Genomic DNA, 25071 nt, shown 5'->3' on the forward strand with positions numbered 1-25071 from the left:
TTTAACTCTCCTTCGATGGCGCGTTTTCTGACAGATAGTTAGCCATCCGGCAGTATTGCGCGACAGAGATATTTTCCGCTCGCATCGCCGGATCAACGCCCAGCTCTGTCAGTACTTCAACGCTAAATAGGTTGCCGAGACTGTTACGTACCGTTTTACGGCGCTGATTAAACGCTTCGGTGGTAATACGGCTCAGCACACGAACATCTTTAACCGGGTACGGCATCGTCGCGTGAGGGACCAGACGCACTACGGCGGAATCGACTTTAGGCGCAGGCGTAAATGCGGAAGGCGGTACTTCAAGTACCGGGATCACATTGCAGTAATACTGCGCCATGACGCTTAATCGACCATACGCTTTACTGTTTGGCCCTGCAACCAGACGATTGACCACCTCTTTTTGCAACATGAAATGCATGTCGGCAATGGCATCAGTATAGGAAAAAAGATGGAACATGAGCGGCGTGGAGATGTTGTACGGCAGGTTGCCGAATACACGTAGCGGCTGTCCCATCGTTTGTGCCAGTTCGCCGAAGTTCATGGTCATAGCATCTTGCTGATAAATCGTCAGCTTAGGCCCTAAAAACGGGTGTGTCTGTAAGCGTGCTGCCAGATCGCGGTCCAGTTCAATGACCGTGAGCTTGTCCAGACGTTCGCCTACTGGTTCGGTCAATGCCGCCAGGCCTGGGCCGATTTCGACCATAGCCTGACCTTTCTGCGGGTTGATAGCAGAGACAATACTTTCGATCACAAACTGATCGTTGAGGAAGTTCTGCCCGAAACGTTTACGGGCTAAATGGCCCTGATGGACTCGATTATTCATTGGTATTAACAATCATTTTGATGGCGAGATTAAGCGCCGTAATAAAACTGCCGACATCTGCTTGTCCATGGCCCGCGAGTTCAAGTGCGGTGCCGTGATCGACGGATGTGCGAATAAAGGGCAGGCCCAGCGTGATATTCACACCGCGACCAAATCCCTGGTATTTTAGCACGGGGAGACCCTGATCGTGGTACATTGCCAGCACGGCATCCGCGTGGTCGAGATATTTGGGCTGAAAAAGCGTATCTGCGGGCAGCGGGCCGTTTAATTTCATCCCCTGCGCACGCAGTTCATCGAGTACCGGAATGAGGGTGTCTATCTCTTCCGTTCCCATATGACCGCCTTCACCAGCATGCGGGTTAAGACCGCACACCAGAATATGTGGATCGGCAATGCCGAACTTAGTGCGTAAATCATGATGCAAAATGCCGATCACTTCCTGAAGCAGGGCGGGCGTAATGGCGTCGGCAACGGCTCTGAGCGGCAAATGCGTGGTTGCCAGGGCAACGCGCAGCTCTTCGGTCGCCAGCATCATAACAACTTTCTTTGCCTGTGAGCGCTCTTCAAAAAACTCGGTATGCCCGGTAAACGGAACGCCTGCGTCATTGATTACGCCCTTGTGAACCGGACCGGTGATCAACGCCGCAAACTCACCTTGCAGACAACCATCGCAGGCGCGAGCCAGCGTATCCACTACATATTGCCCGTTTTCTACCGCCAACTGACCCGCGACAGCAGGTGCCCGCAGCGCAACCGGTAACAGCGTCAATGTGCCTGCTGATTGCGGTCTGGCTGGGGTATCTGGAGAGTAGGGGAGGAGTGAAAGCGGTAAACCGAGCATCGCTGCCCGGTCACTGAGAAGTCCTGCATCCGCACAGACAACGAGTTCTACAGGCCAATCGCGCTGGGCGAGCTGAACCACCAGGTCCGGGCCAATCCCGGCGGGTTCGCCGGGAGTGATAACAACACGTTGAGTACGAGCCATTAGTTGCTCAGAACTTTAACGTAAGCGCTGGCGCGCTGTTCCTGCATCCAGGTTGCTGCTTCTTCCGAGAATTTACGGTTCATCAGCATACGGTAAGCTCTGTCTTTCTGCGCCGCGTCAGTTTTATCAACGTTACGCGTGTCCAGCAGTTCGATCAGATGCCAACCGAAAGAGGAGTGCACCGGGGCGCTCATCTGGCCTTTATGAAGTTTGGTCAGCGCATCGCGGAAAGCTGGGTCGAAAATATCCGCTGCAGCCCAACCCAGATCGCCGCCCTGGTTGGCAGAGCCTGGATCCTGAGAAAACTCTTTAGCGGCTGCCGCGAAGGTAGTTTTACCGCTCTTAATATCTGCCGCGATTTGTTCCAGCTTCAGACGCGCCTGCTGATCGGTCATGATCGGCGACGGCTTAAGTAGAATATGGCGGGCGTGAACTTCAGTCACGGAGATGCTCTGGCTTTGGCCACGCATATCATTGACTTTCAGGATGTGGAAGCCGACGCCTGAACGAATTGGGCCGATGATATCGCCTTTTTTCGCAGTGCTTAACGCCTGGGCGAAGATACCCGGCAGCTCCTGAATACGTCCCCAACCCATCTGGCCGCCTTTCAGCGCCTGCTGGTCAGCGGAATAAGTAATAGCCAGTTTGCCGAAATCGCTACCGTTACGCGCTTCATCAACAACAGAGCGTGCCTGGCTTTCAGCCGCGTTAACCTGGTCGGAAGTTGGGTTTTCCGGTAATGGGATCAGAATGTGGCTCAGGTTAAGTTCGGTGCTGGCATCGTTTTGGTTGCCTACCTGTTGCGCCAGGGCATCCACTTCCTGAGGCAGGATAGTGACGCGACGGCGAACTTCGTTGTTACGAACTTCAGAGATGGTCATCTCTTTGCGGATCTGGCTACGATAGGTCGAATAACTTAAACCATCCTGTGCCAAACGACTGCGCATCTGATCCAGCGTCATGTTGTTCTGCTTGGCGATGTTGGCAATAGCCTGATCCAACTGCTCGTCAGAGATTTTAACACCCATCTTCTGACCCATTTGCAGGAGGATTTGATCCATGATCAAACGTTCCAGGATCTGATGACGCAGCGTGGCGTCGTCCGGTAACTGCTGACCAGCCTGACCCGCATTAAGTTTTACTGACTGCATTAAGCCATCGACGTCGCTTTCGAGAACGACGCCGTTATTGACGACGGCTGCGACTTTATCGACTACCTGTGGGGCAGCGAAACTGGTATTCGCGATCATGGCGATACCGAGAAGCAGCGTTTTCCAGTTCTTCATACTTTTTCCATTTCAATTAACCGCGATGCGGATTACGTTGTAAATCAATCAGATCATAAAGAGCTTTGATACGGCAAAATGTTTGAACGCAACATTTGGTTGGTGCCGAGACCGTAGTTGGAGCTCAGGCCGCGCAGTTCGATATTAAAGCCGATCGTGTTGTCATAAATCGCGTGTTTCTGGGTGTTATCCCAGCCGTTCAGCTTACGTTCGTAACCGAAGCGAATGGCGTAACAGCAGGAGTTGTACTGCAGCCCCAGCATTGAATCTGCTTCTTTGTTCACGTTGGTATCGAAGTAGTAAGCGCCAACAATCGACCAACGGTCGGCGATTGGGAAGCTTGCCACTGCGCCCACCTGTGAGATCCCGTTTTTATACTGCTCTGCCGTAGAGTAGTAAGACGGCAGAGTAGCCTGGATATACTCCGAGCTGGCATAACGGTAGTTCAACTGCAGCATACGGTTTTCGTCGCGACGATATTCGATACTGCTGCTACTGGTTGCAACGCTGTCCAGACGGGTATCGTACTGGATCCCACTGCGTAACCCCCAGCGATCGGAGATGCGCCAGTAGGTATCGCCCGCCCATACCAGTGAGCCCGTTTTATCATCATTCTCCCATTTAATGTTGTCATCGCCGGTGCGAGACTCGGTGAAATAGTAGATTTGACCCACGGATATATTAAAACGTTCAACGGCTGCGTCATCATAAACGCGAGATGTGACCCCAGTCGTGACCTGGTTGGCGGAGGCAATGCGGTCCAGACCGCCATAGGTACGGTCACGGAACAGGCCGCTATAGTCGGATTGCAGCAGGGACGAGTCATAGTTATAGATATGACTTTGGTCGCGATACGGTACGTACAGGTACTGCGCGCGCGGCTCCAGCGTCTGGGTATAACCCGGCGCCAGCATTTGCATGTCGCGCTCAAACACCATCTTGCCGTCAACTTTAAACTGCGGCATGACGCGGTTAGCTGAATCATCGAGCTTGGTGTTCTGCGGGTTGCTGTTGTACCAATCCAGATTAGTCTGCTGATAGTGCGTTGCCAGCAGTTTTGCTTCGGTATTGATGCTTCCCCAGTTGTTCGACAATGGCAGATTGATGGTCGGTTCAAGGTGAACGCGCGTCGCTTCCGGCATGTTGTCGTTGGTGTTAACGAAGTGCACCGCCTGACCATAAATACGGGTATCAAACGGACCAACGTCATTCTGGTAGTAGTTGACATCTAACTGCGGCTGCGCAGAGTAGCTGTTACTGTTTTGCGCGTCGAAGACCTGGAACTGCTTGGTCGAAACTGTGGCATCAAAGTTCTGTACCGCGTAGCCGACGCTGAATTTTTGCGTGGCGTAGCCGTCGGTACTGGAACCGTATTTGTTATCGAAATCATTAAAGTAGCTGGTGTCGCTGACCTTGGTATAGTCAACGTTGAAACGCCACACCTGGTCCATCACCCCAGAGTGTTGCCAGTAAAACAGCCAGCGACGTGAATTGTCATCCTTCGGATGTTCGTCCTCATACACTTTATCGGAGTTCAGATAGTCGAACTCCATCAGGCCCGCACCTGCTTGCGTCAGGTAGCGGAATTCGTTTTCCCACATGATCCCGCCACGACGGTGCATATAATGTGGCGTGATGGTGGCGTCCATGTTGGGCGCAATGTTCCAGTAATACGGCAGGTAGAACTCAAAATAGTTATTGGTGGAATATTTTGCGTTCGGGATCAGAAAACCGGAACGGCGCTTATCGCCGACGGGTAACTGTAAATAAGGACTGTAAAAGACCGGAACCGGACCCAGTTTAAAACGGGCGTTCCAGATCTCTGCGACCTGTTCTTCACGGTCGTGGATCACCTCGCTACCGACGACGCTCCAGGTATCGGAACCTGGCAGACAGGAGGTAAAGCTACCGTTTTCCAGAATGGTATAACGGTTTTCCCCACGCTGTTTCATCAGATCGGCTTTCCCGCGTCCCTGACGGCCCACCATCTGGTAATCACCTTCCCAGATGTTGGTATCTTTGGTATTCAGATTCGACCAACCCTTCGGCCCCTTCAGAATAACCTGATTGTCATCATAATGGACATTGCCCAGCGCATCGACGGTACGTATTGGCTCCGGCTGGCCTTCAGCCTGCTTCTGATGAAGCTGTACTTCGTCGGCCTGCAGGCGGCTGTTACCCTGTGCGATGTCCACGTTGCCGGTAAACACCGCGTCATCGGGATAATTCCCTTTAGCGTTGTCGGCATTGATGGTGACGGGTAATTCATTAGTCTCGCCCTGTACCAGAGGACGGTCATAGCTCGGCACGCCCAGCATACACTGTGAGGCGAGATCGGCTGTCAGGCCCTGATGGCTATAGAGGGCACTGGCAATCATGGTGGCCAGAAGAGTGGGAATACGTTTTTTCATACGTTGTATTTATTGTTCCATCATCAGTAGCGTCGCGCGTGACAAACGGTCACAGCCTAACTTATCTCATCTTCACTGCGCTAGTGTTAATCCTGCCCATTTAGGCATCCGTGGTGTTAGGCACGGCATTGAATGACAGGTATGATAATGCAAATTATAGGCGATGTCCCACAATTGACCGCAGCCGTAAATCGGTAAAAGCACCTTATATTGTGGGACATAGCCTGGCTGAGAGCATAAAGATTTGGGGAGTCTATGCAGTATTGGGGAAAGATAATTGGTGTAGCCGTGGCCTTAATGATGGGTGGCGGCTTCTGGGGTGTGGTTCTGGGGCTGTTAGTTGGCCACATGTTCGACAAAGCCCGCATGCGCAAAATGGCGTGGTTTGCCAACCAACGTGAACGCCAGGCGCTGTTTTTTGCCACCACTTTTGAGGTGATGGGACATCTGACCAAATCCAAAGGTCGCGTCACGGAAGCCGATATTCATATCGCCAGCCAGTTGATGGATCGGATGAATTTGCACGGTGACTCGCGAACGGCTGCACAACACGCCTTCCGGGTAGGAAAATCGGATAATTATCCATTACGTGAAAAGATGCGTCAGTTTCGCAGCGTCTGTTTTGGTCGATTCGATCTGATCCGCATGTTTCTGGAAATTCAAATCCAGGCGGCATTTGCCGATGGGTCGTTACATCCTAATGAGCGTGAAGTGCTGTATGTGATTGCTGAAGAGTTGGGGATCTCACGTACCCAATTTGATCAGTTCCTGCGCATGATGCAGGGCGGCGCACAGTTTGGCGGCGGATATCAGCAGCAGTCTGGCGGCGGTGGCTGGCAGCAGGCGCAACGCGGCCCGACGCTGGAAGACGCCTGTAATGTGCTGGGTGTGAAAACGACCGATGATGCGACTACCATAAAGCGCGCTTACCGTAAGCTGATGAGCGAGCACCATCCGGACAAACTGGTCGCGAAAGGTCTGCCGCCAGAGATGATGGAAATGGCGAAGCAAAAAGCGCAGGAAATCCAGAAGGCTTACGAGTTAATCAAAGAACAAAAAGGCTTTAAATAATAATTATGCCGGATGCGGCTAGTGCCTTATCCGGCCTACGGTAATGAATGTAGGCCGGGCAAGCGAAGCGCCCCCGGCATAAATTGGCTCAGAATTTAAAAATCCGCCGGGACTTTAAACGTCATACTGTTGCCGTATTCGGGATGCGTGATGGTTAGCATCTCGGCGTGCAGCAGCAGGCGGGGTGCCAACGCCAGCGCTTCGGGCGTAGCATAGAAGCGATCGCCGAGGATTGGATGCCCTAACGCCAGCATATGCACACGCAGCTGGTGGGAGCGTCCAGTAATCGGTTTAAGCACGACCCGGGCGGTGTTATCCGCCGCGAACTCCACTACTTCATACTCTGTCTGCGCTGATTTCCCGGTCTCATAACACACTTTTTGCTTTGGCCTGTTCGGCCAGTCGCAAATCAGCGGTAAATCAACCAGACCCTCGGCCGGAGCGGGATGCCCCCAGACGCGTGCCACATACTGTTTTTTCGGTTCGCGCTCGCGAAACTGGCGTTTTAGCTCGCGCTCTGCCGCTTTGGTTAGCGCGACTACAATCACGCCGCTGGTGGCCATATCCAGACGATGGACGGATTCAGCCTGCGGATAGTCGCGCTGAATACGCGTCATCACGCTGTCTTTGTGCTCATCCAGACGACCCGGCACAGACAACAAACCGCTCGGCTTGTTGACCACCATAATGTGCTCATCCTGATACAGGATGACCAACCAGGGTTCCTGCGGCGGATTGTAGTTTTCCATCCCCATGTATGGCTCCGTTACTGATGCGTCACGACGATCAGGCGCAGGGCATCCAGACGCCAGCCCGCCTGATCCAGGCTTTCCATCACCTGCTGACGGTTGCTTTCAATTGCGCTGAGTTCGTCATCACGGATGTTCGGGTTAACGGCACGCAGCGCTTCCAGACGGGAGAGTTCCGCAGTCAGTTTTTCGTCCGCTTCTTTACGCGCCGCGTCGATCAGCGCGCGGGCTGATTTTTCCACCTGCGCTTCACCGAGTTGCAGAATAGTATGAACGTCTTGCTGCACGGCGTTGACCAGTTTACTGCCGGTGTGGCGGTTAACGGCGCTGAGCTGGCGGTTAAAGGTTTCGAACTCAACCTGTGCAGCGAGGTTATTGCCGTTTTTATCCAGCAGCATACGTACCGGCGTTGGCGGCAGGAAGCGGTTCAGCTGCAGCTGTTTCGGCGCTTGCGCTTCAACCACATACACCAGCTCAACCAACAGAGTTCCAACCGGCAATGCTTTGTTTTTCAACAACGAAATGGTGCTGCTGCCGGTGTCGCCAGAGAGGATAAGATCCAGACCATTACGGATTAACGGATGCTCCCAGGTAATAAACTGAGCGTCTTCACGCGACAGAGCGACATCACGCTCAAACGTAATGGTGCAGCCATCTTCCGGCAATCCAGGGAAATCTGGCACCAGCATATGATCGGACGGTGTCAGCACGATCAAATTGTCACCACGGTCATCCTGATTAATACCAACGATATCAAACAGGTTCATGGCGAAGGCGATCAGGCTGGTATCATCGTCCTGTTCTTCAATACTCTCAGCCAGTGCCAGCGCTTTTTCACCGCCGTTAGAGTGGATCTCGAGCAGACGATCACGACCTTGCTCCAGCTGAGCTTTCAGCGCGTCATGTTGTTCGCGACAGGTTTTGATCAGATCGTCAAAGCCATCGGTATTTTCTGGTTCAGCCAGGTAGCCGATCAGATTGTTATAGACCGTGTCGTAGATGGTACGGCCGGTCGGGCAGGTGTGTTCGAACGCATCCAGACCTTCGTGGTACCAGCGCACCAGCACGGATTGTGCGGTTTTTTCCAGGTACGGGACGTGGATCTGAATATCATGCGCCTGACCAATACGGTCCAGACGGCCAATACGCTGTTCCAGCAGGTCCGGGTTGAACGGCAGGTCAAACATCACCAGATTGCTGGCGAACTGGAAGTTACGCCCTTCGGAGCCGATTTCAGAACACAGCATTACCTGGGCGCCGCTATCTTCTTCGCTAAACCAGGCTGCGGCGCGGTCACGCTCAATGATCGACATCCCTTCATGGAACACGGCAGCGCGGATACCTTCGCGCTCGCGCAGAACCTGCTCCAGTTGAAGCGCGGTGGTGGCTTTTGCACAGATAACTAATACTTTTTGCGAGCGGTGGCTGGTCAGATAGCCCATTAGCCATTCCACGCGCGGGTCAAAGTTCCACCAGGTGCCGGTATCGCCTTCGAATTCCTGATAAATCTGTTCCGGGTAGAGCATATCGCGCGCCCGGTCTTCCGCGCTTTTACGCGCACCCATAATGCCGGAGACTTTAATCGCCGTCTGGTATTGGGTCGGCAGCGGCAGCTTGATGGTGTGCAGCTCGCGTTTTGGGAAGCCTTTAACACCATTACGGGTGTTACGGAACAGCACGCGGCTGGTGCCATGGCGGTCCATCAGCATCGAAACCAGCTCCTGACGCGCGCTCTGGGCATCTTCGCTGTCGCTGTTTGCCGCCTGCAATAGCGGTTCAATGTCCTGCTCGCCAATCATGTCGCCTAACATGTTCAGCTCACTATTACTCAGCTTGTTGCCTGCCAGTAACATAGCGACGGCGTCGGCGACCGGACGATAATTTTTTTGCTCTTCAACAAACTGGGCGAAATCGTGGAAACGGCTGGGGTCCAGCAGGCGCAGACGAGCAAAGTGACTTTCCATGCCCAGCTGCTCCGGTGTAGCGGTTAGCAGCAGGATGCCCGGCACACGTTCTGCCAGTTGTTCAATGGCCATATATTCGCGGCTGGGCGCGTCTTCGCTCCACACCAGGTGATGCGCTTCATCGACGATCAGCAGATCCCATTCGGCGTCACACAGATGCTCCAGGCGCTGTTTACTGCGACGGGCAAAGTCCAGCGAGCAGATGACCAGTTGTTCGGTTTCAAACGGGTTGTAGGCGTCGTGCTGCGCTTCTGCATAACGCTCATCATCAAACAGGGCAAAACGCAGGTTGAAGCGACGCAGCATTTCGACCAGCCACTGGTGCTGTAATGTCTCCGGCACGATGATCAGCACGCGCTCTGCGGCGCCTGACAGCAGCTGTTGATGCAGGATCATCCCGGCTTCAATGGTTTTACCTAAACCCACTTCGTCTGCCAGTAAAACGCGAGGGGCATGACGACGGCCAACATCATGGGCAATGTTCAGCTGGTGAGGAATCAGGCTGGTACGTTGACCACGCAAACCACTCCACGGCATACGGTATTGTTCGCTCTGAAATTTACGCGCGCGATAGCGCAGAGCAAAGCGATCCATGCGGTCAATCTGGCCGGCAAACAGGCGATCTTGTGGTTTGCTGAATACCAGTTTGCTGTCGAGTAGTACTTCACGCAGCATGACACCGGTTTCTTCGGTATCCAGGCGGGTTCCGATATAGGCAAGCAGGCCGTTTTCTTCTTTTACTTCATCGACATGCAGTTGCCAGCCTTCATGGCTTGTTATCGTATCGCCTGGATTGAACATCACGCGGGTCACGGGGGAATCACTGCGCGCATACAGACGGTTTTCGCCCGTCGATGAGAAAAGTAATGTGACGGTTCGCGCATCCATGGCGACAACGGTACCAAGTCCCAATTCGCTTTCTGTATCGCTGATCCAGCGTTGACCAAGTGTAAAAGGCATATATGTTCGGCTCTATATCTTTAGTTGCAGGCAATACTCACCCTCTGCCAGAGTAAAGTGGCAGCAAGTGTATTGGGGTCCAGGAATGGAAAGGGCGCTATGGTACTGGATGGCGACGGTTTCGTCACGCGTCAAAATAACCCCAGTTGCCCTGTGAGTAGTGTAGCAAAATTATCGTCAATAAAGGGAAGAATTCCTTCGGCAACGGGTTGGATCTGGCGTGTCAGATAATGCTCGTAATCGAGCACAGATAGCTGATAATCAACAGGTTCTGGGCCATTGACCGTCCAGACATATTTTATGGTTCCGCGATTTTGATACTGCGGTGGACGCCCCAGCTTTACATTCTGCTCATCGGCGAGTCGCGCGGCACGCACGTGTGGTGGAACATTTCGCTGGTATTCGCTTAACGGGCGGCGCAGGCGCTTGCGGTACACCAGTTGTTCATCCATTTCACCGGCCATCAGACGGTCAATAGTCTCGCGAACAAACTCCTGATAAGGTTCGTTACGAAAAATTCGCAGGTATAGCTCCTGCTGAAACTGTTGGGCCAGCGGCGTCCAGTCGGTTCGTACCGTTTCCAGTCCCTTAAACACCATACGTTGCTCAGCACCGTCCTGAATCATCCCTGCATAGCGTTTTTTACTGCCGGTATCTGCACCGCGAATGGTCGGCATCAGAAAGCGACAAAAATGGGTTTCAAATTCCAGCTCCAGCGCGCTGGTCAATTTTTGTTGTTTCAGCGACTGCGCCCACCAGTCGTTGACGTAGCTCACCAGCTCACGGCCAATCCGGGCGGCATCATCTTCTGAGTGCGCCTTTTTCAGCCAGACAAAGGTCGAGTCGGTATCGCCATAGATAACGTCGTAACCCTGAGCTTCAATCAGCGCTTTGGTCTGGCGCATGATCGCATGGCCGCGCATGGTAATGGACGAGGCCAGTCTCGGGTCGAAAAAGCGACAGGCGGTGGTTCCCAGCACGCCGTAAAATGCGTTCATGATGATTTTCAGCGCCTGCGAGAGCGGCTTATTGCCGCGGCGTTTTGCTTCATCGCGACCATGCCAGATCCGGGTCACGATTTCCGGCAGGCAGTGCTTTTCACGTGAGAACCAGGCGTCAAGGAACCCTTCGGTGCTGTGCTCCGGATCCGGCTGCGCCATTCCTTCGATAAGCCCCACCGGATCGATTAAAAAAGTACGTATTATTGAGGGGTACAGGCTTTTGTAATCCAGCACCAGTACCGAGTCGTATAAGCCGGGGCGCGAGTCCATCACGTAGCCACCGGGGCTGGCGTGAGCGGGGACTTCACCCAGGTTCGGTGCCACATACCCCGCCCGGTGCATTCGTGGCAGGTAGAGATGTCCGAAGGCGGCAACTGAACCACCGTGCCGGTCGACCGGCAGACCGTTGACCGTCGATCGCTCCAGCAGAAATGGCATGATCTCGGTTTTATGAAAAATACGCGTAACCAACTCACAGTCTTTGAGATTGTAGGTGGCGAGCGCGGGCTTATCCTGGGCAAACCGGCGATCGATTTCGTCCATCCTGTCCCAGGGATTATCAATTGACTTCCCTTCGCCCAGTAGCTCCTGCGACACCGTCTCCAGCGAAAATGACGAGAAATTCCAGAATGCGGATTTGAGCGCCTCAATGCCGTCGATAATCAGGCGACCTTTAGCCTGCGCGAAGAACACGCCGTTTTTGAAGCCATGCTCGCGCCACTCCAGCTCGCTATTGTCACGACCAAAACGCAGGGGAATGCGGTAACGTTCGGCGTGCTTTTGCAGGACGCGTAAATCGAATTGCACGACGTTCCAGCCGATTATCACATCAGGATCGTGACGGGCAATCCAGTCATTGAGCTTTTCCAACAACTGCGGGCGGCTTGCAACGTACTCAAGTTCAAAATCCAGCGCAGAGGCATCACCGTTTGCCGGGCCGAGCATATAGACAATACGCTGCCCACAGCCCTCAAGACCGATGCAGTAGAGTTCGCCGTGGCGCGTGGTTTCGATATCCAGCGATACCCATTTTAGCGGTGGTCGATAGTCAGGGTTCGGCTTCAGGCGGGCATTAACCAGCATTTCGTCATGTCTGTCGCCTTCGACCCAAACAGGGGAGGTGATAAAGCGCTCCATCAGATACCGCTCCGGCGGCCGTACGTCAGCTTCGTAGACGGTGACTGCGTTTTCGCGCAGCAGTTTTTCCAGCCGCATAAGCTGGCGATGTGAGCGGCAATACAGGCCGGAAACGGGCTGGCGGTGGAAGTCTTGCAACTGAAGAGGCGTCAGGCGATAGCCGTTTTCAGTGCGTAATAATGACGTGACGCGAGGAACCTGACTGGTGGGAATAAACGCGACTGACTCCTGAGGCGCAAGCGTGACCTGCAGCGGCCCATCGTCTGTAGCCAGCCAGAATGAGACCTCAGTTCCCTGCGGAGTGTCCCGCCAGTGTCGGGTTAGAATAAAGCCTGCCTGCGCCACGCTGTGTATCCGTCAAAAAGCCAGACACTATTATAGCCTGGTTTACATGATTGTACTGTTATTTTGTACAGTTATTCGGCGTAAGACGCGGTACCCGCTGGAGTAAAAAGCGTCTCTGAGTAAAAAATGTGTTGTGTCAGCCTGGGTTATCTTCGTATTTAATATATGAATATCGTGCCTAAGACGAGTTGCAGTGAACTATTTTATTGGTGTGGCTGTTGTTTTAAATGGCGATTGTCCATCTGGGTTATGTATTGAATTGATATTATAAAGTTCATTATCGGATGTTTGCTGTTTTTCGGATTTGTGCTTATTTATTTTTGCTACATCTTTCTCGGATTCAGGAAAAGTTACTTTTTTTATTTGTGTTTATTAATGGTTGATGTAAAGATTTTATTCGAAGCATCCGGATATGAGTTTTAAATATAATATATATTTAATCGTGTTTATTGCCGAATAGAAACGGATTTTCAGTTCGAATTCGTCGGGAATCTCTCTGTAGAATTTGGTTTTTATCTCGGGGTATAATTTATTTTCAGCTTACTGTTCGGGTGCTTCTTAATACATATCCGGGAAAGTGATGAGATGGAGTTTTTATGAATGTTTATACTCAGGCAATTTTGCCTGGATACCAGCACTATCTATTTGTTAATACTCAGCTATCAAACCCATTAATTAAAACTGTGAGCAAATATATTGAGTACAAAACATGGACCGGACAAATTTGGCGGACTGAAATAATTGAAAGTGGAAACGCTTTTTTTCACTGGCAGGGGCATGACAGAAGAAATGGTCATCGTGATACGGTAATTAATTATTTGTTGTGTGGGCAGAAATGGCAGTCAACGATAACAGATTATATTTTCTTCCATTCACTGGAAGGAGAGGAAACTCATGGGAATTATGACAATGTGATTGAGTATGTTTCTTCTAATAACTGTGTTTATCAAAGTGCTTTTGCTGAATATATAGCCGAGTAGAAATAAAGCGCGCGACGATCAAAACGCGCTTATATAAAGGTTACTGCCCGTAGTAGGCTTTAGCACCGTGTTTACGCAGGTAATGCTTATCTAGCAGGGTTTGTTGCATATCTGGCAATTGCGGCGCGAGCTGGCGACAGAAGATCCCCATGTAGGCGACTTCTTCCAGCACGATGGCGTTATGCACTGCATCTTCGGCATTTTTTCCCCAGGCAAACGGACCGTGAGAGTGCACTAGCACGCCAGGCATCTGCGAGGCGTCAATACCTTGTTTCTCAAAGGTTTCAACGATCACATTGCCGGTTTCCCATTCATATTCGCCGTTGATTTCTTCGTCGGTCATTTTCCGTGTGCAGGGAATCGAACCGTAGAAATAGTCCGCATGGGTGGTACCCGTGGCCGGAATCGACTGACCCGCCTGCGCCCAGATTGTCGCGTGACGCGAGTGGGTATGAACAATACCGCCAATGGTCGGGAATGCCTGATACAGCAGTCGGTGCGTTGGGGTGTCGGAAGAGGGCTTCTTCTGGCCTTCGACTACTTCACCCGTGGCGATACTGACTACCACCATATCGTCTGCGGTCATTACGCTGTAATCGACCCCGGAAGGTTTAATCACAAACACGCCGCGCTCGCGATCGACGGCGCTGACGTTCCCCCAGGTCAGGGTGACCAGATTGTGCTTAGGCAACGCCAGATTGGCTTCCAGTACCTGACGTTTAAGATCTTCTAGCATGTTAACTCCTGAATGCCGGATGGCGCTTCGCTTATCCGGCCTACGGTGATTTGTAGGCCCGGTAAATGAAATGCCACCGGGCAATCCGTTTCGACAATTAACGTTTGAACCCGTAATACACTTCGTTCCAGCGCAGCGCGTCCTTAAAGGCCGGCAGGCGGGTATCGTTATCGATCACCGCGATCTCGATATCGTGCATTTCAGCGAACTGGCGCATATCGTTCAGATCCAGCGCGTGGCTGAACACGGTGTGGTGCGCGCCGCCGGCCAGGATCCAGGCTTCAGATGCGGTCGGCAGATCGGGTTGAGCTTTCCACAGCGCGTTAGCTACAGGCAGTTTCGGCAGGGAGTGCGGTGTCTGTACCGTGTCGATGCAGTTAACCAGCAGGCGAAAACGATCGCCGAGATCGATCAGGCTGGCAACCACGGCCGGGCCGGCTTTGGTGTTGAAGATCAGACGGGCGGGATCGTCTTTACCACCAATGCCGAGGTGCTGTACGTCGAGGATCGGTTTCTCTTCCACCGCGATGGACGGGCAAACTTCCAGCATGTGCGAACCGAGTACCAGATCGTTGCCTTTCTCGAAGTGGTAGGTGTAATCCTCCATAAATGAGGTGCCGCCCTGCAGACCGGTTGACATCACCTTCATGATGCGAAGCAGAGCGGCGGTTTTCCAGTCGCCTTCGCCCGCAAAGCCATAGCCTTGCTGCATCAGACGCTGTACGGCCAGACCCGGAAGCTGTTTCAGGCCGTGTAAATCTTCAAATGTGGTGGTGAAGGCGTGGAATCCACCCTGTTCCAGGAAGCGCTTCATCCCCAGTTCAATACGGGCCGCTTCCAGGACGTTCTGACGTTTTTCACCGTGGACTTGCGTCGCCGCCGTCATGGTGTAAGTGCTTTCATACTCATCGATTAGCGCGTTGATTTCGCCGTCGCTAATTGCGTTCACGACCTGCACCAGATCGCCCACGGCCCAGGTGTTTACCGAGAAGCCGAACTTGATCTGCGCAGCGACTTTATCGCCATCTGTGACCGCAACTTCGCGCATGTTGTCGCCAAAGCGGCAGACTTTCAGGTGGCGGGTATCCTGTTTGGACACGGCCTGGCGCATCCAGGAGCCAATGCGTTCATGCGCTTGTTTATCCTGCCAGTGACCGGTGACCACGGCGTGCTGCTGACGCATACGTGCGCCGATAAAGCCGAACTCACGACCGCCGTGCGCGGTTTGGTTCAGGTTCATAAAGTCCATATCAATGCTGTCCCACGGCAGGGCGGCGTTGAACTGGGTGTGGAACTGAAGTAGCGGTTTATTAAGGATAGTCAGGCCGTTGATCCACATTTTGGCCGGGGAGAAGGTATGCAGCCAGACCACCATCCCTGCACAGCGATCGTCGTAGTTAGCGTCACGACAGATAGCGGTAATCTCGTCAGGGGAAGTGCCCAGCGGTTTTAATACCAGCTTACAGGGCAGTTTGGCTTCAGTATTCAGTGCGTTAACGACGTGCTCCGCATGTTGGGTTACCTGACGCAGGGTTTCAGGGCCATACAGATGCTGGCTACCAATCACAAACCACACTTCATAGTTATCAAAAATCGTCATTGTCGTGTCCTTAATGTGTCAGGGTTGCCAGGTCTACCGGGGTTTGTTGCGCCGGAGCGGCAGTCGGAAGGTATTGTTGTTCAGCGCTTACCGCCCAGTGCTGATAGCGGCGGTAGAGTTGTTCAAAACGTTGAGCCTGCTCTGGGCGAGGTTGCAGCGTGTTTTCCACGGCGCTTGCCATTTGCTGCTGAGCGGCTGGGATATCGACGTGTACTTTCGCGGCAACGGCAGCGAAGATAGCCGCACCGAGTGCGCAGCACTGGTCTGAAGCGACAATCTGTAGCGGGCGGTTCAACACGTCACAGCAGGCCTGCATGATGACCGGGTTCTTGCGCGCGATACCGCCAAGCGCCATTACGTTGTTAACCGCAATGCCTTGTTCGGTGAAGCATTCCATAATGGCGCGTGCGCCAAAGGCCGTGGCGGCAATCAGCCCACCGAACAGCGCTGGCGCGTCAGTTGCCAGGTTCAGATCGGTAATTACCCCTTTCAAACGCTGGTTGGCATTGGGCGTACGGCGACCGTTGAACCAGTCGAGCACCACCGGGAGATGCTCCAGTGATGGATTTTTAGCCCAGGCTTCAGTGAGTGCAGGCAGCAGCTGTTTTTGACTGGCTTTAATCTGGGGCTGCAGTTCCGGATGCTGTGCGGCAAGCTGTTCCAGAGGCCAGCTCAGCACGCGGCTAAACCAGGCATAGATATCGCCGAATGCGGACTGGCCAGCTTCGAGGCCAATAAAATCAGGCACTACGCTGCCATCAACCTGGCCGCAAATGCCTTTCACCGCGCGTTCGCCAACGCTGTGTTTGTCGGCAATCAGAATGTCGCAGGTCGACGTGCCGATGACTTTCACCAGCGTGTTAGGCTGTGCGCCTGCGCCAACCGCGCCCATATGGCAGTCAAAAGCACCGCCTGCAATCACCACGCTTTCCGGTAGCCCCAGGCGCTGTGCCCACTCGGCGCACAGGGTGCTAACCGGCAGATCCGCGGTGAAGGTATCAGTAAACATTGGGTATTGCAGATGGCGGTTGAGGATGGGGTCGAGTTCGTCAAAGAAACTGGCTGGCGGCAGACCACCCCAGCTTTCATGCCACAGGGATTTATGTCCGGCGCTGCAGCGACCGCGACGAATATCCTGTGGGCGTACGGTGTTGGAGAGCAGGGCCGGAACCCAATCGCATAGCTCAATCCACGAGACCGCAGCTTCGGCTACCGCATGGTCCTGACGAGTTACATGCAGGATTTTGGCCCAGAACCATTCGCTGGAATAAATACCACCGATATAGCGGGAGTAATCGATCTTGCCCGGTGTGTGGCACAGGCGGGTGATTTCTTCGGCTTCTTCTACTGAGGTGTGATCTTTCCACAGGACAAACATTGCATTCGGGTTTTCCGCGAACTCCGGACGCAGTGCCAGTACGTTACCGTCTGCATCGATGGGCGCCGGGGTTGAGCCGGTACTGTCAACGCCGATCCCGACCACTTCCGCGCGCTGTTCAGCGCTCAGTTCGGCTAATACGGTTTTCAGCGCCGCTTCCATGGATTCAATGTAGTCGCGCGGATGATGGCGAAACTGGTTGTTTGGGCCATCGCAATACTGCCCTTCCTGCCAACGTGGATACCACTCAACGCTGGTGGCGATCTCTTCGCCGGTGGCACATTCCACCGCCAAAGCGCGTACTGAATCACTACCAAAATCGAGGCCAATTGCAATCGCCATCGTCTTACTCCATCCAAAAATACGGGTATGGATAAACAGTAGTGAGTAGCGATAAAAACCGTCAGGCAGGATCCGCTAATCTTATGGATTAAAATGCTGTGGCATCACAAAGTGTGACGCTGTGCAAATAATCAATGTGGACATTTCTGCCGTAGTTATAGACACTTTTGTTAGCCGATTTTGACGTTGGCGTAGTACATGTTTTTTACAAAGAGCTTTTCACAAGCGGGATTGGTGGTCCATTACCGCAAATACAGCGGCCCGCAGGGGCGACAGCGATGATGTCTGGCGTAATATGGACAAATTGTTTCTTGGCAGGACATAGGGAGTATTGAAATTATGGCTGAAACGCAAAACGATCCCCTGTTGCCAGGTTATTCGTTTAACGCGCATTTGGTGGCCGGATTAACCCCCATTGAGGCGAACGGATACCTGGATTTTTTTATCGACAGGCCGCTGGGTATGAAGGGTTATATCCTCAATCTCACCATCCGTGGTGAAGGGGTTATCAATAATCAGGGCAAGCAGTTTGTCTGTCGGCCTGGCGATATTCTGTTGTTTCCACCAGGAGAAATTCACCACTACGGACGCCACCCTGACGCCAGCGAGTGGTATCACCAGTGGGTTTACTTTCGCCCGCGCGCCTACTGGCAGGAGTGGCTGACCTGGCCAGCCATTTTTGCCCAGACCGGTTTTTTCCGCCCGGATGAAGCGCATCAGCCGCATTTTAACGAGCTGTTTGGGCAGATAATTAACGCCGGGCAGGGAGAAGGTCGTTATTCCGAACTGCTGGCGATTAATTTACTGGAACAGTTGTTGCTCCGACGTATGGAAGCCATCAATGAATCGCTACACCCGCCCATGGACAACCGCGTCCGCGATGCCTGCCAGTACATCAGCGATCACCTGGCGGACAGCAATTTTGATATCGCCAGCGTCGCGCAGCACGTCTGCCTGTCGCCTTCCCGTTTGTCGCATCTGTTCCGTCAGCAGTTAGGTATCAGCGTATTAAGCTGGCGCGAGGACCAGCGCATCAGCCAGGCGAAGCTATTACTGAGTACCACACGTATGCCCATTGCCACCGTAGGTCGCAATGTTGGTTTTGACGACCAGCTCTATTTCTCTCGTGTTTTCAAAAAATGTACCGGCGCCAGTCCGAGCGAGTTTCGCGCTGGATGTGAATAAAAAGTGAATGATGTATCCTGAAAGTTGTCATAACTCGCAATCTATTCAGACAATTGATGGCTTGACGAAGTTGAGAGGGGTTATCAAAATCCCTGCTTCGTAAATTTGACGGACACATTATGCAAGCATTGCTGGAACACTTTATTCTCCAGTCCGCCCTGTACTCTCTGATCGCCGTACTTCTGGTGGCTTTTTTGGAGTCGCTGGCGCTGGTTGGCCTGATTCTACCCGGGACCGTGATGATGGCGGGGCTGGGGGCGCTGATTGGCAGCGGCGAACTGAACTTCTGGCATGCCTGGCTTGCGGGCATTATAGGTTGCTTATTGGGGGACTGGATCTCTTTTTGGCTGGGCTGGCGCTTTAAAAAGCCATTGCACCGTTGGTCGTTCATGAAAAAGAACAAGGCGTTGCTGGATAAAACCGAGCACGCCCTGCATCAGCACAGCATGTTTACTATTCTGGTGGGGCGTTTTGTCGGACCGACGCGTCCGCTGGTGCCGATGGTAGCAGGCATGCTGGATCTGCCTGTCGCTAAATTTATCGTCCCGAATATTATCGGCTGCGTGCTGTGGCCACCGTTCTACTTCCTGCCGGGGATCCTGGCGGGGGCGGCAATTGATATTCCTTCTGATATGCAGAGCGGGGATTTCAAATGGTTGCTGCTGGCGACGGCGGTGTTGCTCTGGGTGGGCGGCTGGTTTTGCTGGCGGCTATGGCGCAGTGGCAAAGCGGCTGTTGATCGCTTAACGGCGTATTTCCCCCGCAGCCGTTTGCTGTATCTGGCGCCGTTGACGCTCGGGATCGGTGTGGTTGCGTTGGTGGCGTTACTGCGCCATCCACTGATGCCGGTGTATATCGATATTCTGCGTAAAGTCGTGGGTTACTGACGAATCTTTTGCCGGATGGCGGCTTCGCCTTATCCGGCAACGCATTATGCTTTAATGCCCAATAGCGCCGAGGCGCTAGCGTTGCCGCTTAACAGATCGTCCGTATCGCCCTGCCAGGCGATGCGCCCGTCGGCGACCACAATCGAGCGGGGCGCAATTCGCGCCGCATCTTCTACGCTGTGGGAAACCATCAGTAACGTCAGTTGCTTCTCGCGACAGACTTCGGCCACCAGCGTTAGCATCTCCTGGCGCAGCGCGGGATCAAGTGCAGAGAACGGTTCATCAAGCAGTAAAATAGGTTGTTCCCGCACCAGACAACGCGCCAGCGCCACGCGCTGCCGCTGTCCGCCGGAAAGTTCACCGGGGAGGCGTTCCAGCAGAGAGTCGATCCCCATTTGCTGGGCGATGTGAAGTATTTTCTCCCGCTGCGATGCGTTAAGCTTCAATCCAGGATTCAGGCCCAGGCCGATGTTTTGCTGTACGCTCAGATGGCTGAACAGGTTGTTTTCCTGAAACAGCATAGAAACAGGACGGCGCGAGGGTGGTGTTGTGGTGTGATCTTCACCGTCAATCACCATGTTACCGCTGGCAGGCGTGAGAAAGCCGGCAATCAGATTCAGTAGCGTACTTTTCCCGGCGCCGCTGGGCCCGAGTATCGCTATCTGATCACCGTGCGCGACCGACAGCGTAAAGCGCATGGGCAGATGGTGATAAAGCCATGTGATATCAATCAGTTTTAACATTTCGACCCGGCAATTTCTCAATAACGGTAAACAGCGTAAAGCACAGGATCAGCAGTAATAACGCCGTAACTGCGCCATCCTGACTGCGATAAGAGCCAATCTGCTGATATAAATAAAACGGCAGGGTGCGGAAATCCTCATTACCAAATAACGCCACTACGCCAAAATCGCCAATCGACAGCACGCAGGCAAACGCCATCGCCTGTGCCAGCGGGCGCTTCAGGGCGCGCAGTTCAACCACTTTCAGGCGCGACCATCCCTCAATGCCCAACGACTGGCACAACATACTATAGCGCGCAGTGACGTCACGCATTGGGTTTTCCAGCACCTTCAAAGCATAAGGGATCGCCATCAGCGCATTGGTAAAAATGACAATGCCGTCGGCAGATTCGGGAAGCCCAATAGTGTTATTGAGCAGCAGAAAGAAGCCGGTTGCCAGCACGATACCCGGCATGGCGAGGATCATCATGCCGCTCAGTTCCAGCATCTGACCTGCCAGCACCTGCTGTCGTGCACGAAGTTCACGACTGCTCCATAACAGCATCATGGTGAGTATGACGCATAACGCTCCTGCTGCTAATGCGATGCGCAGCGAGGTTCCCAGCGCCTGCCACAGCACTGGCTGCATCAGTACATCCAGAACATGGCGGTTTAAGCCATCGACAATCACCGCCAGCAGCGGCGGCAGCAACAGCAACAGGGCCAGAATAATCAGGATTGCGTCAGTCAGTCGGCTGTGCAGGCGATCGTCAGGATCGCGCCAGCCTTGTACCAGGGTAGCACCGGGAGCAATCGCGCGGCTCAGACGTTGACTGAGAAGCACCAGCGCCAAACAACAAACCATCTGGATCAACGCCAGCATGGCTGCGCGGGCAGGATCGTAATCAAAATTCAGCGCCTGATAGATAGCCAGCTCGATGGTCGTGGCCTGTGGCCCGCCGCCCAGCGACAGAACGGTGGCGAAGCTGGCGAAGCACAGCATAAAGATGAGTGCTGCGACGGGCAGTATCTGACGACGCAGCCACGGCCATTCAACAAAACGGAAGAAATGCCAGCCGCGCATCCCGAGTTGAGCGGCTAACTGTCGCTGTTCGCCGGGAATATTCTCCAGCGACTGCAACAGCAGACGGCTGGCCATTGGCAGATTGAAAAAGACGTGCGCCAGCAGAATGCCCTGCAAACCGTAAGGCGAAAAGGTCCATTCCAGCCCGAAGACATGCCAGAGTGAGGCCAGCCAGCCCTGACGACCATAGACGCTAAGAATACCGAAGACCGCGACCAGCACCGGCAGGATTAACGTCATGGCGCACAGGCGCAGCAGCGCCAGACGTCCTGGAAAACGGCGACGATAGAGCGCTCTGGCAAGGAAAATCGCCGGGACAACCGACAGCACAGCGGATAGAAAAGCCTGCCAGAAAGAAAAGCGCACCACGTGCCACAGGTAGTCATCTTGCCACAGCGAGAACCACTCTCCCTGTGGGGCGTTAAACCACAGTGCCAGAAACGCGGCCAGGGCAACGGCCACCATCAGCGTGGCGGCGGTAAGCCCTGGAACCAGCCAGCCGGGGATTAACGGCTGACGGCGCGTTGCCATTCGCTAATCCATGCCTGACGTTGAGCCGCAACCTGCTGTGGCGTAAATTCCAGCGCGGTGGTCGGTTTATTCAGTTGCTCGAATCCTGACGGCAGGGCGACTTGCGTCACGGGATACATCCAGTTGCCGGTCGGAATCGCATTCTGGAATGCCGGAGACACCATGAACTTCAGGAATTTCTCGGCCAGTTCCGGCTGCTTGCTGGCCGCGGTGCGGGCGGCGACTTCCACCTGCAAATAGTGGCCTTCACTAAAATTAGCGGCGGCGTAGTTGTCTTTTTTCTCGGCGATGATGTGATAGGCCGGAGAGGTGGTGTAGCTGAGCACCAGATCGCTTTCACCTTTCAGGAACAGGCCGTAGGCTTCGCTCCAGCCCTTGGTGACGGTGACGGTTTTGGCTGCCAGTTTCTGCCACGCCTCTGGCGCTTTATCACCATAGACTTTCTGCATCCATAGCAGCAGACCCAGACCTGGCGTGCTGGTGCGTGGATCCTGATAAATGACGCGCCATTTTTGGTCGCTCTCTACCAGTTCTTTCAGGCTTTTGGGCGGATTCTTCAGCTTGTTCTTATCATAAACGAAGGCGAAATAACCGTAGTCAAACGGCACGAAGGTATCGTTTTTCCAGCCGCCGGGTACGTTAACGGTGTCGTTTGCTACACCACTTTTGGCAAACAGTTTGGTTTGTGTGGCGGCTTCCAGAAGGTTGTTATCCAGACCCAGCACGACGTCGGCTTTGCTGTTTTTTCCTTCCATGCGCAGGCGGTTAAGCAGCGAGACGCCATCTTCCAGCGCGACCAGTTTCAGCTCGCAATTGCAGTCAGCTTCAAAGGCTTTTTTGATTGTTGGGCCCGGGCCCCAGTCAGCTGCGAACGAGTCGTAGGTATAGACGGTCAGTACAGGTTTGGCGAAGACAGGCGCTGCGCACAGCAGTAAAAGCGGAAGACATTTTTTAAACACTTTGCACCTCAAGAGTTGGGTGGCAAAGGACTTGAGATAAGCCTCAAATCCCTTCGCCGGCATTATCCGGATCAGGTTCGACGGGTATCTCTCAGCCCATACGCAGATCGAATGATTTTGTGTATGTTTTTATTTAGCACCCCGTTGAGAACGGCGTTAGTGTAATGATTTTGTTGCTTAGCAGCAATTAAGGATCCGGCGGAGCAAACCACGCCGATTTAAAATCAAACCAGCCGAGGGTATTCATGCGCAGCCCGCGCATACTGCGCTGTCCCTGAATGATCAGCCAGTGGTGGATTAATGGCACAATGGCCTTTGTGGCGAGCAGCTGTTGGCACCATGCAGCCAGGCTCATTTCGCCCGTTCGCCAGCGAGCCGCATCGTTTTCCCAGTCCCGCGAGATACAGTTTTGCAGCAACGGGACTTCGCACAAATGGGCGAACAGTGAGAAGTCGAGCGGTAGGGTAAAGTTGGCGCTGTTGAGCCAGATATCGCTGACGATTTCACCTGCATGCCATTGATCGTAGTCGATCTCCTGAATATTCAACTGCACCTGATGCTGCGCGAGCAATGTCTTCATTATCTGCGCGATAATCCGGTGTTCGATGTGATCGCGATAGTAAGTGATAGTCAGCGTTTCCAGCCCGGCGGGTTTTTCACCATGGCCGGGTTTTGCGTGATGCCAGCGGGGGAGTAAACCATACGCGGGAAACCACAGTCGCTGGTACTGTTCGTCGGCGTGGCAGATTAAATTCGTTGGCGAGAGAATGCGGCTTACCCATTCGCGGACCTCCTGGTTAGCTCCACGGTGGCTACGCGCATCAAACAGCAGGTAGTAGCAACCTTCTTCGAGGCGGCTTTCGATCGCCTTTTCATCCTCTGTGGGACCTTTTAGCGTCAACCCGCCGCCAGGCTCTTCTCCGATGTCGGGTAATACCCAAACGTTAACTTCGTCGATCAGGGCCCGGTAGCCAAAGTAATCATCAAATGCATGAATTTTCAGTTGGTTATTGGTGTTTCGTATTACCGCATACGGACCGGTACCAATCGGGTGACTGGAGAAGTTGTTTAGCGTTTCCCATTCTCGCGGCAGGATCATGGCGGGGACCTGCCCCAATAGCCAGGGAAGCCAGCGGTCTGGCTGGGCCAGATGGATATCCAGCGTCCAGGCCGTGGGAGAGACGATCTGCGTGATGTGTGAGTACAGCGGCAGGCTGTTAATGCGCATCAGTGAGGCGATAACATCTGCCATTTCCAGCTCGCGGCCATGATGAAAATGGATCCCCGGACGCAGGAAGAATCGCCAGTGTAAAGGTGAAATTTGCTGCCAGTGATGGGCAATGTCCGCTTCCAGTTCCCCATTTTCCTCATTTACCCGAATTAAGGCGCTGAAGATTTGCCGGGCGATATGGGTTTCGGAGCGGCGTAATGCCGTGCCGGGGAGCAGGTTGTGCATGGGGCGGTAATAGAGAACGCGCATGATATGCCGACCCTGGCGAAAGCTGCGACCCAGATGGGAGACCAGCATTTGCCGTACGGCCGTTTTGTCACCGACCAGTTGCACCAGTTGATCGATGCGATCCTGTTCCAATAGGTCTTCCGCGCGCTGCTGCTGGAGCGCCAGCCCGGTATAGAGGAATGTCAGGCGCGAGCGTTTACCTCGTCCAACTTCAGCTTCCCACGTTAACCAGCCGCGATCCTGCATGGTATTAAGCAGCGTACGCATATGGCGGCGCGAGCAGCTCAGCAGATCCGCCAGCTCGTTGAGCGTCGTGTCTTGCGTTTTGCCGTCACAGCATTGCCACAGACGGATGAACTGTTGTTGCAAACGACCAGAAGACATAAAAGGGGAACTCCTGCGGAAAACTCAGCAATTTTATAATCCCTATATTAAGCCAATAATAGATTCCGATGAAGCGATGAGACAACGAAGGG

Annotated in this window: 18 protein-coding genes and 1 riboswitch; of the genes, 4 read left to right on the plus strand and 14 right to left on the minus strand. The window is 53.6% G+C overall.

Annotated features, from left to right (window positions below):
* Position 1: 1 nt before the first annotated feature.
* The 4 genes from rsmA to lptD are packed head-to-tail and all read right to left on the minus strand — an operon-like array spanning position 2 to position 5505.
* Entirely contained in the window at positions 2-823 is an 822-nt protein-coding gene (rsmA, locus tag OGV57_RS13135; RefSeq protein ID WP_003018865.1) for a 16S rRNA (adenine(1518)-N(6)/adenine(1519)-N(6))-dimethyltransferase RsmA, read from the minus strand.
* Positions 816-1808: a 4-hydroxythreonine-4-phosphate dehydrogenase PdxA gene (gene pdxA / locus OGV57_RS13140; protein ID WP_003837378.1), complete on the minus strand. Its 993-nt coding sequence runs from the start codon at positions 1806-1808 to the stop codon at positions 816-818. The genes rsmA and pdxA overlap by 8 nt, the downstream gene beginning before the upstream one ends.
* Positions 1808-3094: a peptidylprolyl isomerase SurA gene (gene surA, locus OGV57_RS13145; protein WP_003018860.1), complete on the minus strand. Its 1287-nt coding sequence runs from the start codon at positions 3092-3094 to the stop codon at positions 1808-1810. The genes pdxA and surA overlap by 1 nt, the downstream gene beginning before the upstream one ends.
* A gap of 53 nt (positions 3095-3147) precedes the next feature.
* Positions 3148-5505, minus strand: a complete 2358-nt coding sequence (lptD, locus tag OGV57_RS13150; RefSeq protein WP_048216843.1) for an LPS assembly protein LptD — start codon at positions 5503-5505, stop codon at positions 3148-3150.
* Between the two features lie 255 nt (positions 5506-5760).
* On the opposite strand from lptD, the gene djlA reads away from it, so the two are divergent.
* Positions 5761-6576, plus strand: a complete 816-nt coding sequence (djlA, locus tag OGV57_RS13155) for a co-chaperone DjlA (protein ID WP_003845702.1) — start codon at positions 5761-5763, stop codon at positions 6574-6576.
* A 95-nt stretch (positions 6577-6671) separates the two neighbouring features.
* Here djlA and rluA read toward each other — a convergent pair whose 3' ends face one another.
* The 3 genes from rluA to polB form a co-directional block, all read right to left on the minus strand.
* A complete protein-coding gene (rluA, locus tag OGV57_RS13160) occupies positions 6672-7331 on the minus strand; it encodes a bifunctional tRNA pseudouridine(32) synthase/23S rRNA pseudouridine(746) synthase RluA (protein WP_048216842.1) in 660 nt (219 codons plus the stop codon).
* Positions 7332-7342: 11 nt separating this feature from the next.
* On the minus strand, positions 7343-10249 hold the full coding sequence (rapA, locus tag OGV57_RS13165) for an RNA polymerase-associated protein RapA (RefSeq protein WP_048216841.1): 2907 nt from the start codon (positions 10247-10249) through the stop codon (positions 7343-7345).
* Between the two features lie 131 nt (positions 10250-10380).
* Positions 10381-12732 carry a DNA polymerase II gene (gene polB, locus OGV57_RS13170; RefSeq protein WP_054528047.1) on the minus strand — a complete coding sequence of 784 codons (2352 nt, stop codon included), beginning with the start codon at positions 12730-12732 and terminating at the stop codon, positions 10381-10383.
* 596 nt (positions 12733-13328) lie between these two features.
* Between polB and OGV57_RS13175 the strand changes: the two genes are divergently transcribed.
* Positions 13329-13712: a DUF4751 family protein gene (locus OGV57_RS13175; RefSeq protein ID WP_044699003.1), complete on the plus strand. Its 384-nt coding sequence runs from the start codon at positions 13329-13331 to the stop codon at positions 13710-13712.
* A gap of 40 nt (positions 13713-13752) precedes the next feature.
* On the opposite strand, the gene araD is transcribed toward OGV57_RS13175, so the two are convergent.
* From araD to araB, 3 genes are all read right to left on the minus strand, one after another.
* Positions 13753-14448 (minus strand): L-ribulose-5-phosphate 4-epimerase, encoded by a 696-nt coding sequence (gene araD, locus OGV57_RS13180; protein WP_054528048.1) that lies wholly within the window; start codon positions 14446-14448, stop codon positions 13753-13755.
* A 97-nt stretch (positions 14449-14545) separates the two neighbouring features.
* Positions 14546-16048, minus strand: coding sequence for an L-arabinose isomerase (araA, locus tag OGV57_RS13185; RefSeq protein WP_016149540.1), 1503 nt, complete (start codon positions 16046-16048; stop codon positions 14546-14548).
* A gap of 10 nt (positions 16049-16058) precedes the next feature.
* The gene (araB, locus tag OGV57_RS13190; protein ID WP_054528049.1) at positions 16059-17768 is read right to left on the minus strand and encodes a ribulokinase; all 1710 of its coding nucleotides are present in this window, start codon (positions 17766-17768) and stop codon (positions 16059-16061) included.
* 339 nt (positions 17769-18107) lie between these two features.
* Between araB and araC the strand changes: the two genes are divergently transcribed.
* Together araC and OGV57_RS13200 are read left to right on the plus strand one after the other, a co-directional pair.
* Positions 18108-18953 carry an arabinose operon transcriptional regulator AraC gene (gene araC / locus OGV57_RS13195; protein ID WP_003018834.1) on the plus strand — a complete coding sequence of 282 codons (846 nt, stop codon included), beginning with the start codon at positions 18108-18110 and terminating at the stop codon, positions 18951-18953.
* A 119-nt stretch (positions 18954-19072) separates the two neighbouring features.
* Positions 19073-19840: a DedA family protein gene (locus OGV57_RS13200; protein ID WP_003837398.1), complete on the plus strand. Its 768-nt coding sequence runs from the start codon at positions 19073-19075 to the stop codon at positions 19838-19840.
* A 44-nt stretch (positions 19841-19884) separates the two neighbouring features.
* Here OGV57_RS13200 and thiQ read toward each other — a convergent pair whose 3' ends face one another.
* The 4 genes from thiQ to sgrR form a co-directional block, all read right to left on the minus strand.
* Positions 19885-20583, minus strand: a complete 699-nt coding sequence (thiQ, locus tag OGV57_RS13205) for a thiamine ABC transporter ATP-binding protein ThiQ (protein ID WP_054528051.1) — start codon at positions 20581-20583, stop codon at positions 19885-19887.
* A complete protein-coding gene (thiP, locus tag OGV57_RS13210) occupies positions 20567-22177 on the minus strand; it encodes a thiamine/thiamine pyrophosphate ABC transporter permease ThiP (protein ID WP_003837403.1) in 1611 nt (536 codons plus the stop codon). Before thiP ends, thiQ begins: the two co-directional genes overlap by 17 nt.
* Complete coding sequence (gene thiB, locus OGV57_RS13215) at positions 22153-23136, minus strand: thiamine ABC transporter substrate binding subunit (RefSeq protein WP_032937529.1); 984 nt, start codon at positions 23134-23136, stop codon at positions 22153-22155. The genes thiP and thiB overlap by 25 nt, the downstream gene beginning before the upstream one ends.
* Before the next feature lie 30 nt (positions 23137-23166).
* Positions 23167-23290, minus strand: a riboswitch (TPP riboswitch).
* A 33-nt stretch (positions 23291-23323) separates the two neighbouring features.
* Complete coding sequence (sgrR, locus tag OGV57_RS13220) at positions 23324-24979, minus strand: HTH-type transcriptional regulator SgrR (protein WP_003018820.1); 1656 nt, start codon at positions 24977-24979, stop codon at positions 23324-23326.
* Between the last annotated feature and the right edge of the window lie 92 nt (positions 24980-25071).

It is taken from the genome of Citrobacter sp. Cf087, assembly GCF_030334285.1.
Classification (GTDB): domain Bacteria; phylum Pseudomonadota; class Gammaproteobacteria; order Enterobacterales; family Enterobacteriaceae; genus Citrobacter; species Citrobacter freundii.

Coding starts and splice junctions, on each gene's coding strand:
- rsmA (WP_003018865.1), bottom strand. CDS start 823: ATGAATAATCGAGTCCATCAGGGCCATTTAGCCCGTAAACGTTTCGGG.
- pdxA (WP_003837378.1), bottom strand. CDS start 1,808: ATGGCTCGTACTCAACGTGTTGTTATCACTCCCGGCGAACCCGCCGGG.
- surA (WP_003018860.1), bottom strand. CDS start 3,094: ATGAAGAACTGGAAAACGCTGCTTCTCGGTATCGCCATGATCGCGAAT.
- lptD (WP_048216843.1), bottom strand. CDS start 5,505: ATGAAAAAACGTATTCCCACTCTTCTGGCCACCATGATTGCCAGTGCC.
- djlA (WP_003845702.1), top strand. CDS start 5,761: ATGCAGTATTGGGGAAAGATAATTGGTGTAGCCGTGGCCTTAATGATG.
- rluA (WP_048216842.1), bottom strand. CDS start 7,331: ATGGGGATGGAAAACTACAATCCGCCGCAGGAACCCTGGTTGGTCATC.
- rapA (WP_048216841.1), bottom strand. CDS start 10,249: ATGCCTTTTACACTTGGTCAACGCTGGATCAGCGATACAGAAAGCGAA.
- OGV57_RS13175 (WP_044699003.1), top strand. CDS start 13,329: ATGAATGTTTATACTCAGGCAATTTTGCCTGGATACCAGCACTATCTA.
- araD (WP_054528048.1), bottom strand. CDS start 14,448: ATGCTAGAAGATCTTAAACGTCAGGTACTGGAAGCCAATCTGGCGTTG.
- araA (WP_016149540.1), bottom strand. CDS start 16,048: ATGACGATTTTTGATAACTATGAAGTGTGGTTTGTGATTGGTAGCCAG.
- araB (WP_054528049.1), bottom strand. CDS start 17,768: ATGGCGATTGCAATTGGCCTCGATTTTGGTAGTGATTCAGTACGCGCT.
- araC (WP_003018834.1), top strand. CDS start 18,108: ATGGCTGAAACGCAAAACGATCCCCTGTTGCCAGGTTATTCGTTTAAC.
- OGV57_RS13200 (WP_003837398.1), top strand. CDS start 19,073: ATGCAAGCATTGCTGGAACACTTTATTCTCCAGTCCGCCCTGTACTCT.
- thiQ (WP_054528051.1), bottom strand. CDS start 20,583: ATGTTAAAACTGATTGATATCACATGGCTTTATCACCATCTGCCCATG.
- thiP (WP_003837403.1), bottom strand. CDS start 22,177: ATGGCAACGCGCCGTCAGCCGTTAATCCCCGGCTGGCTGGTTCCAGGG.
- sgrR (WP_003018820.1), bottom strand. CDS start 24,979: ATGTCTTCTGGTCGTTTGCAACAACAGTTCATCCGTCTGTGGCAATGC.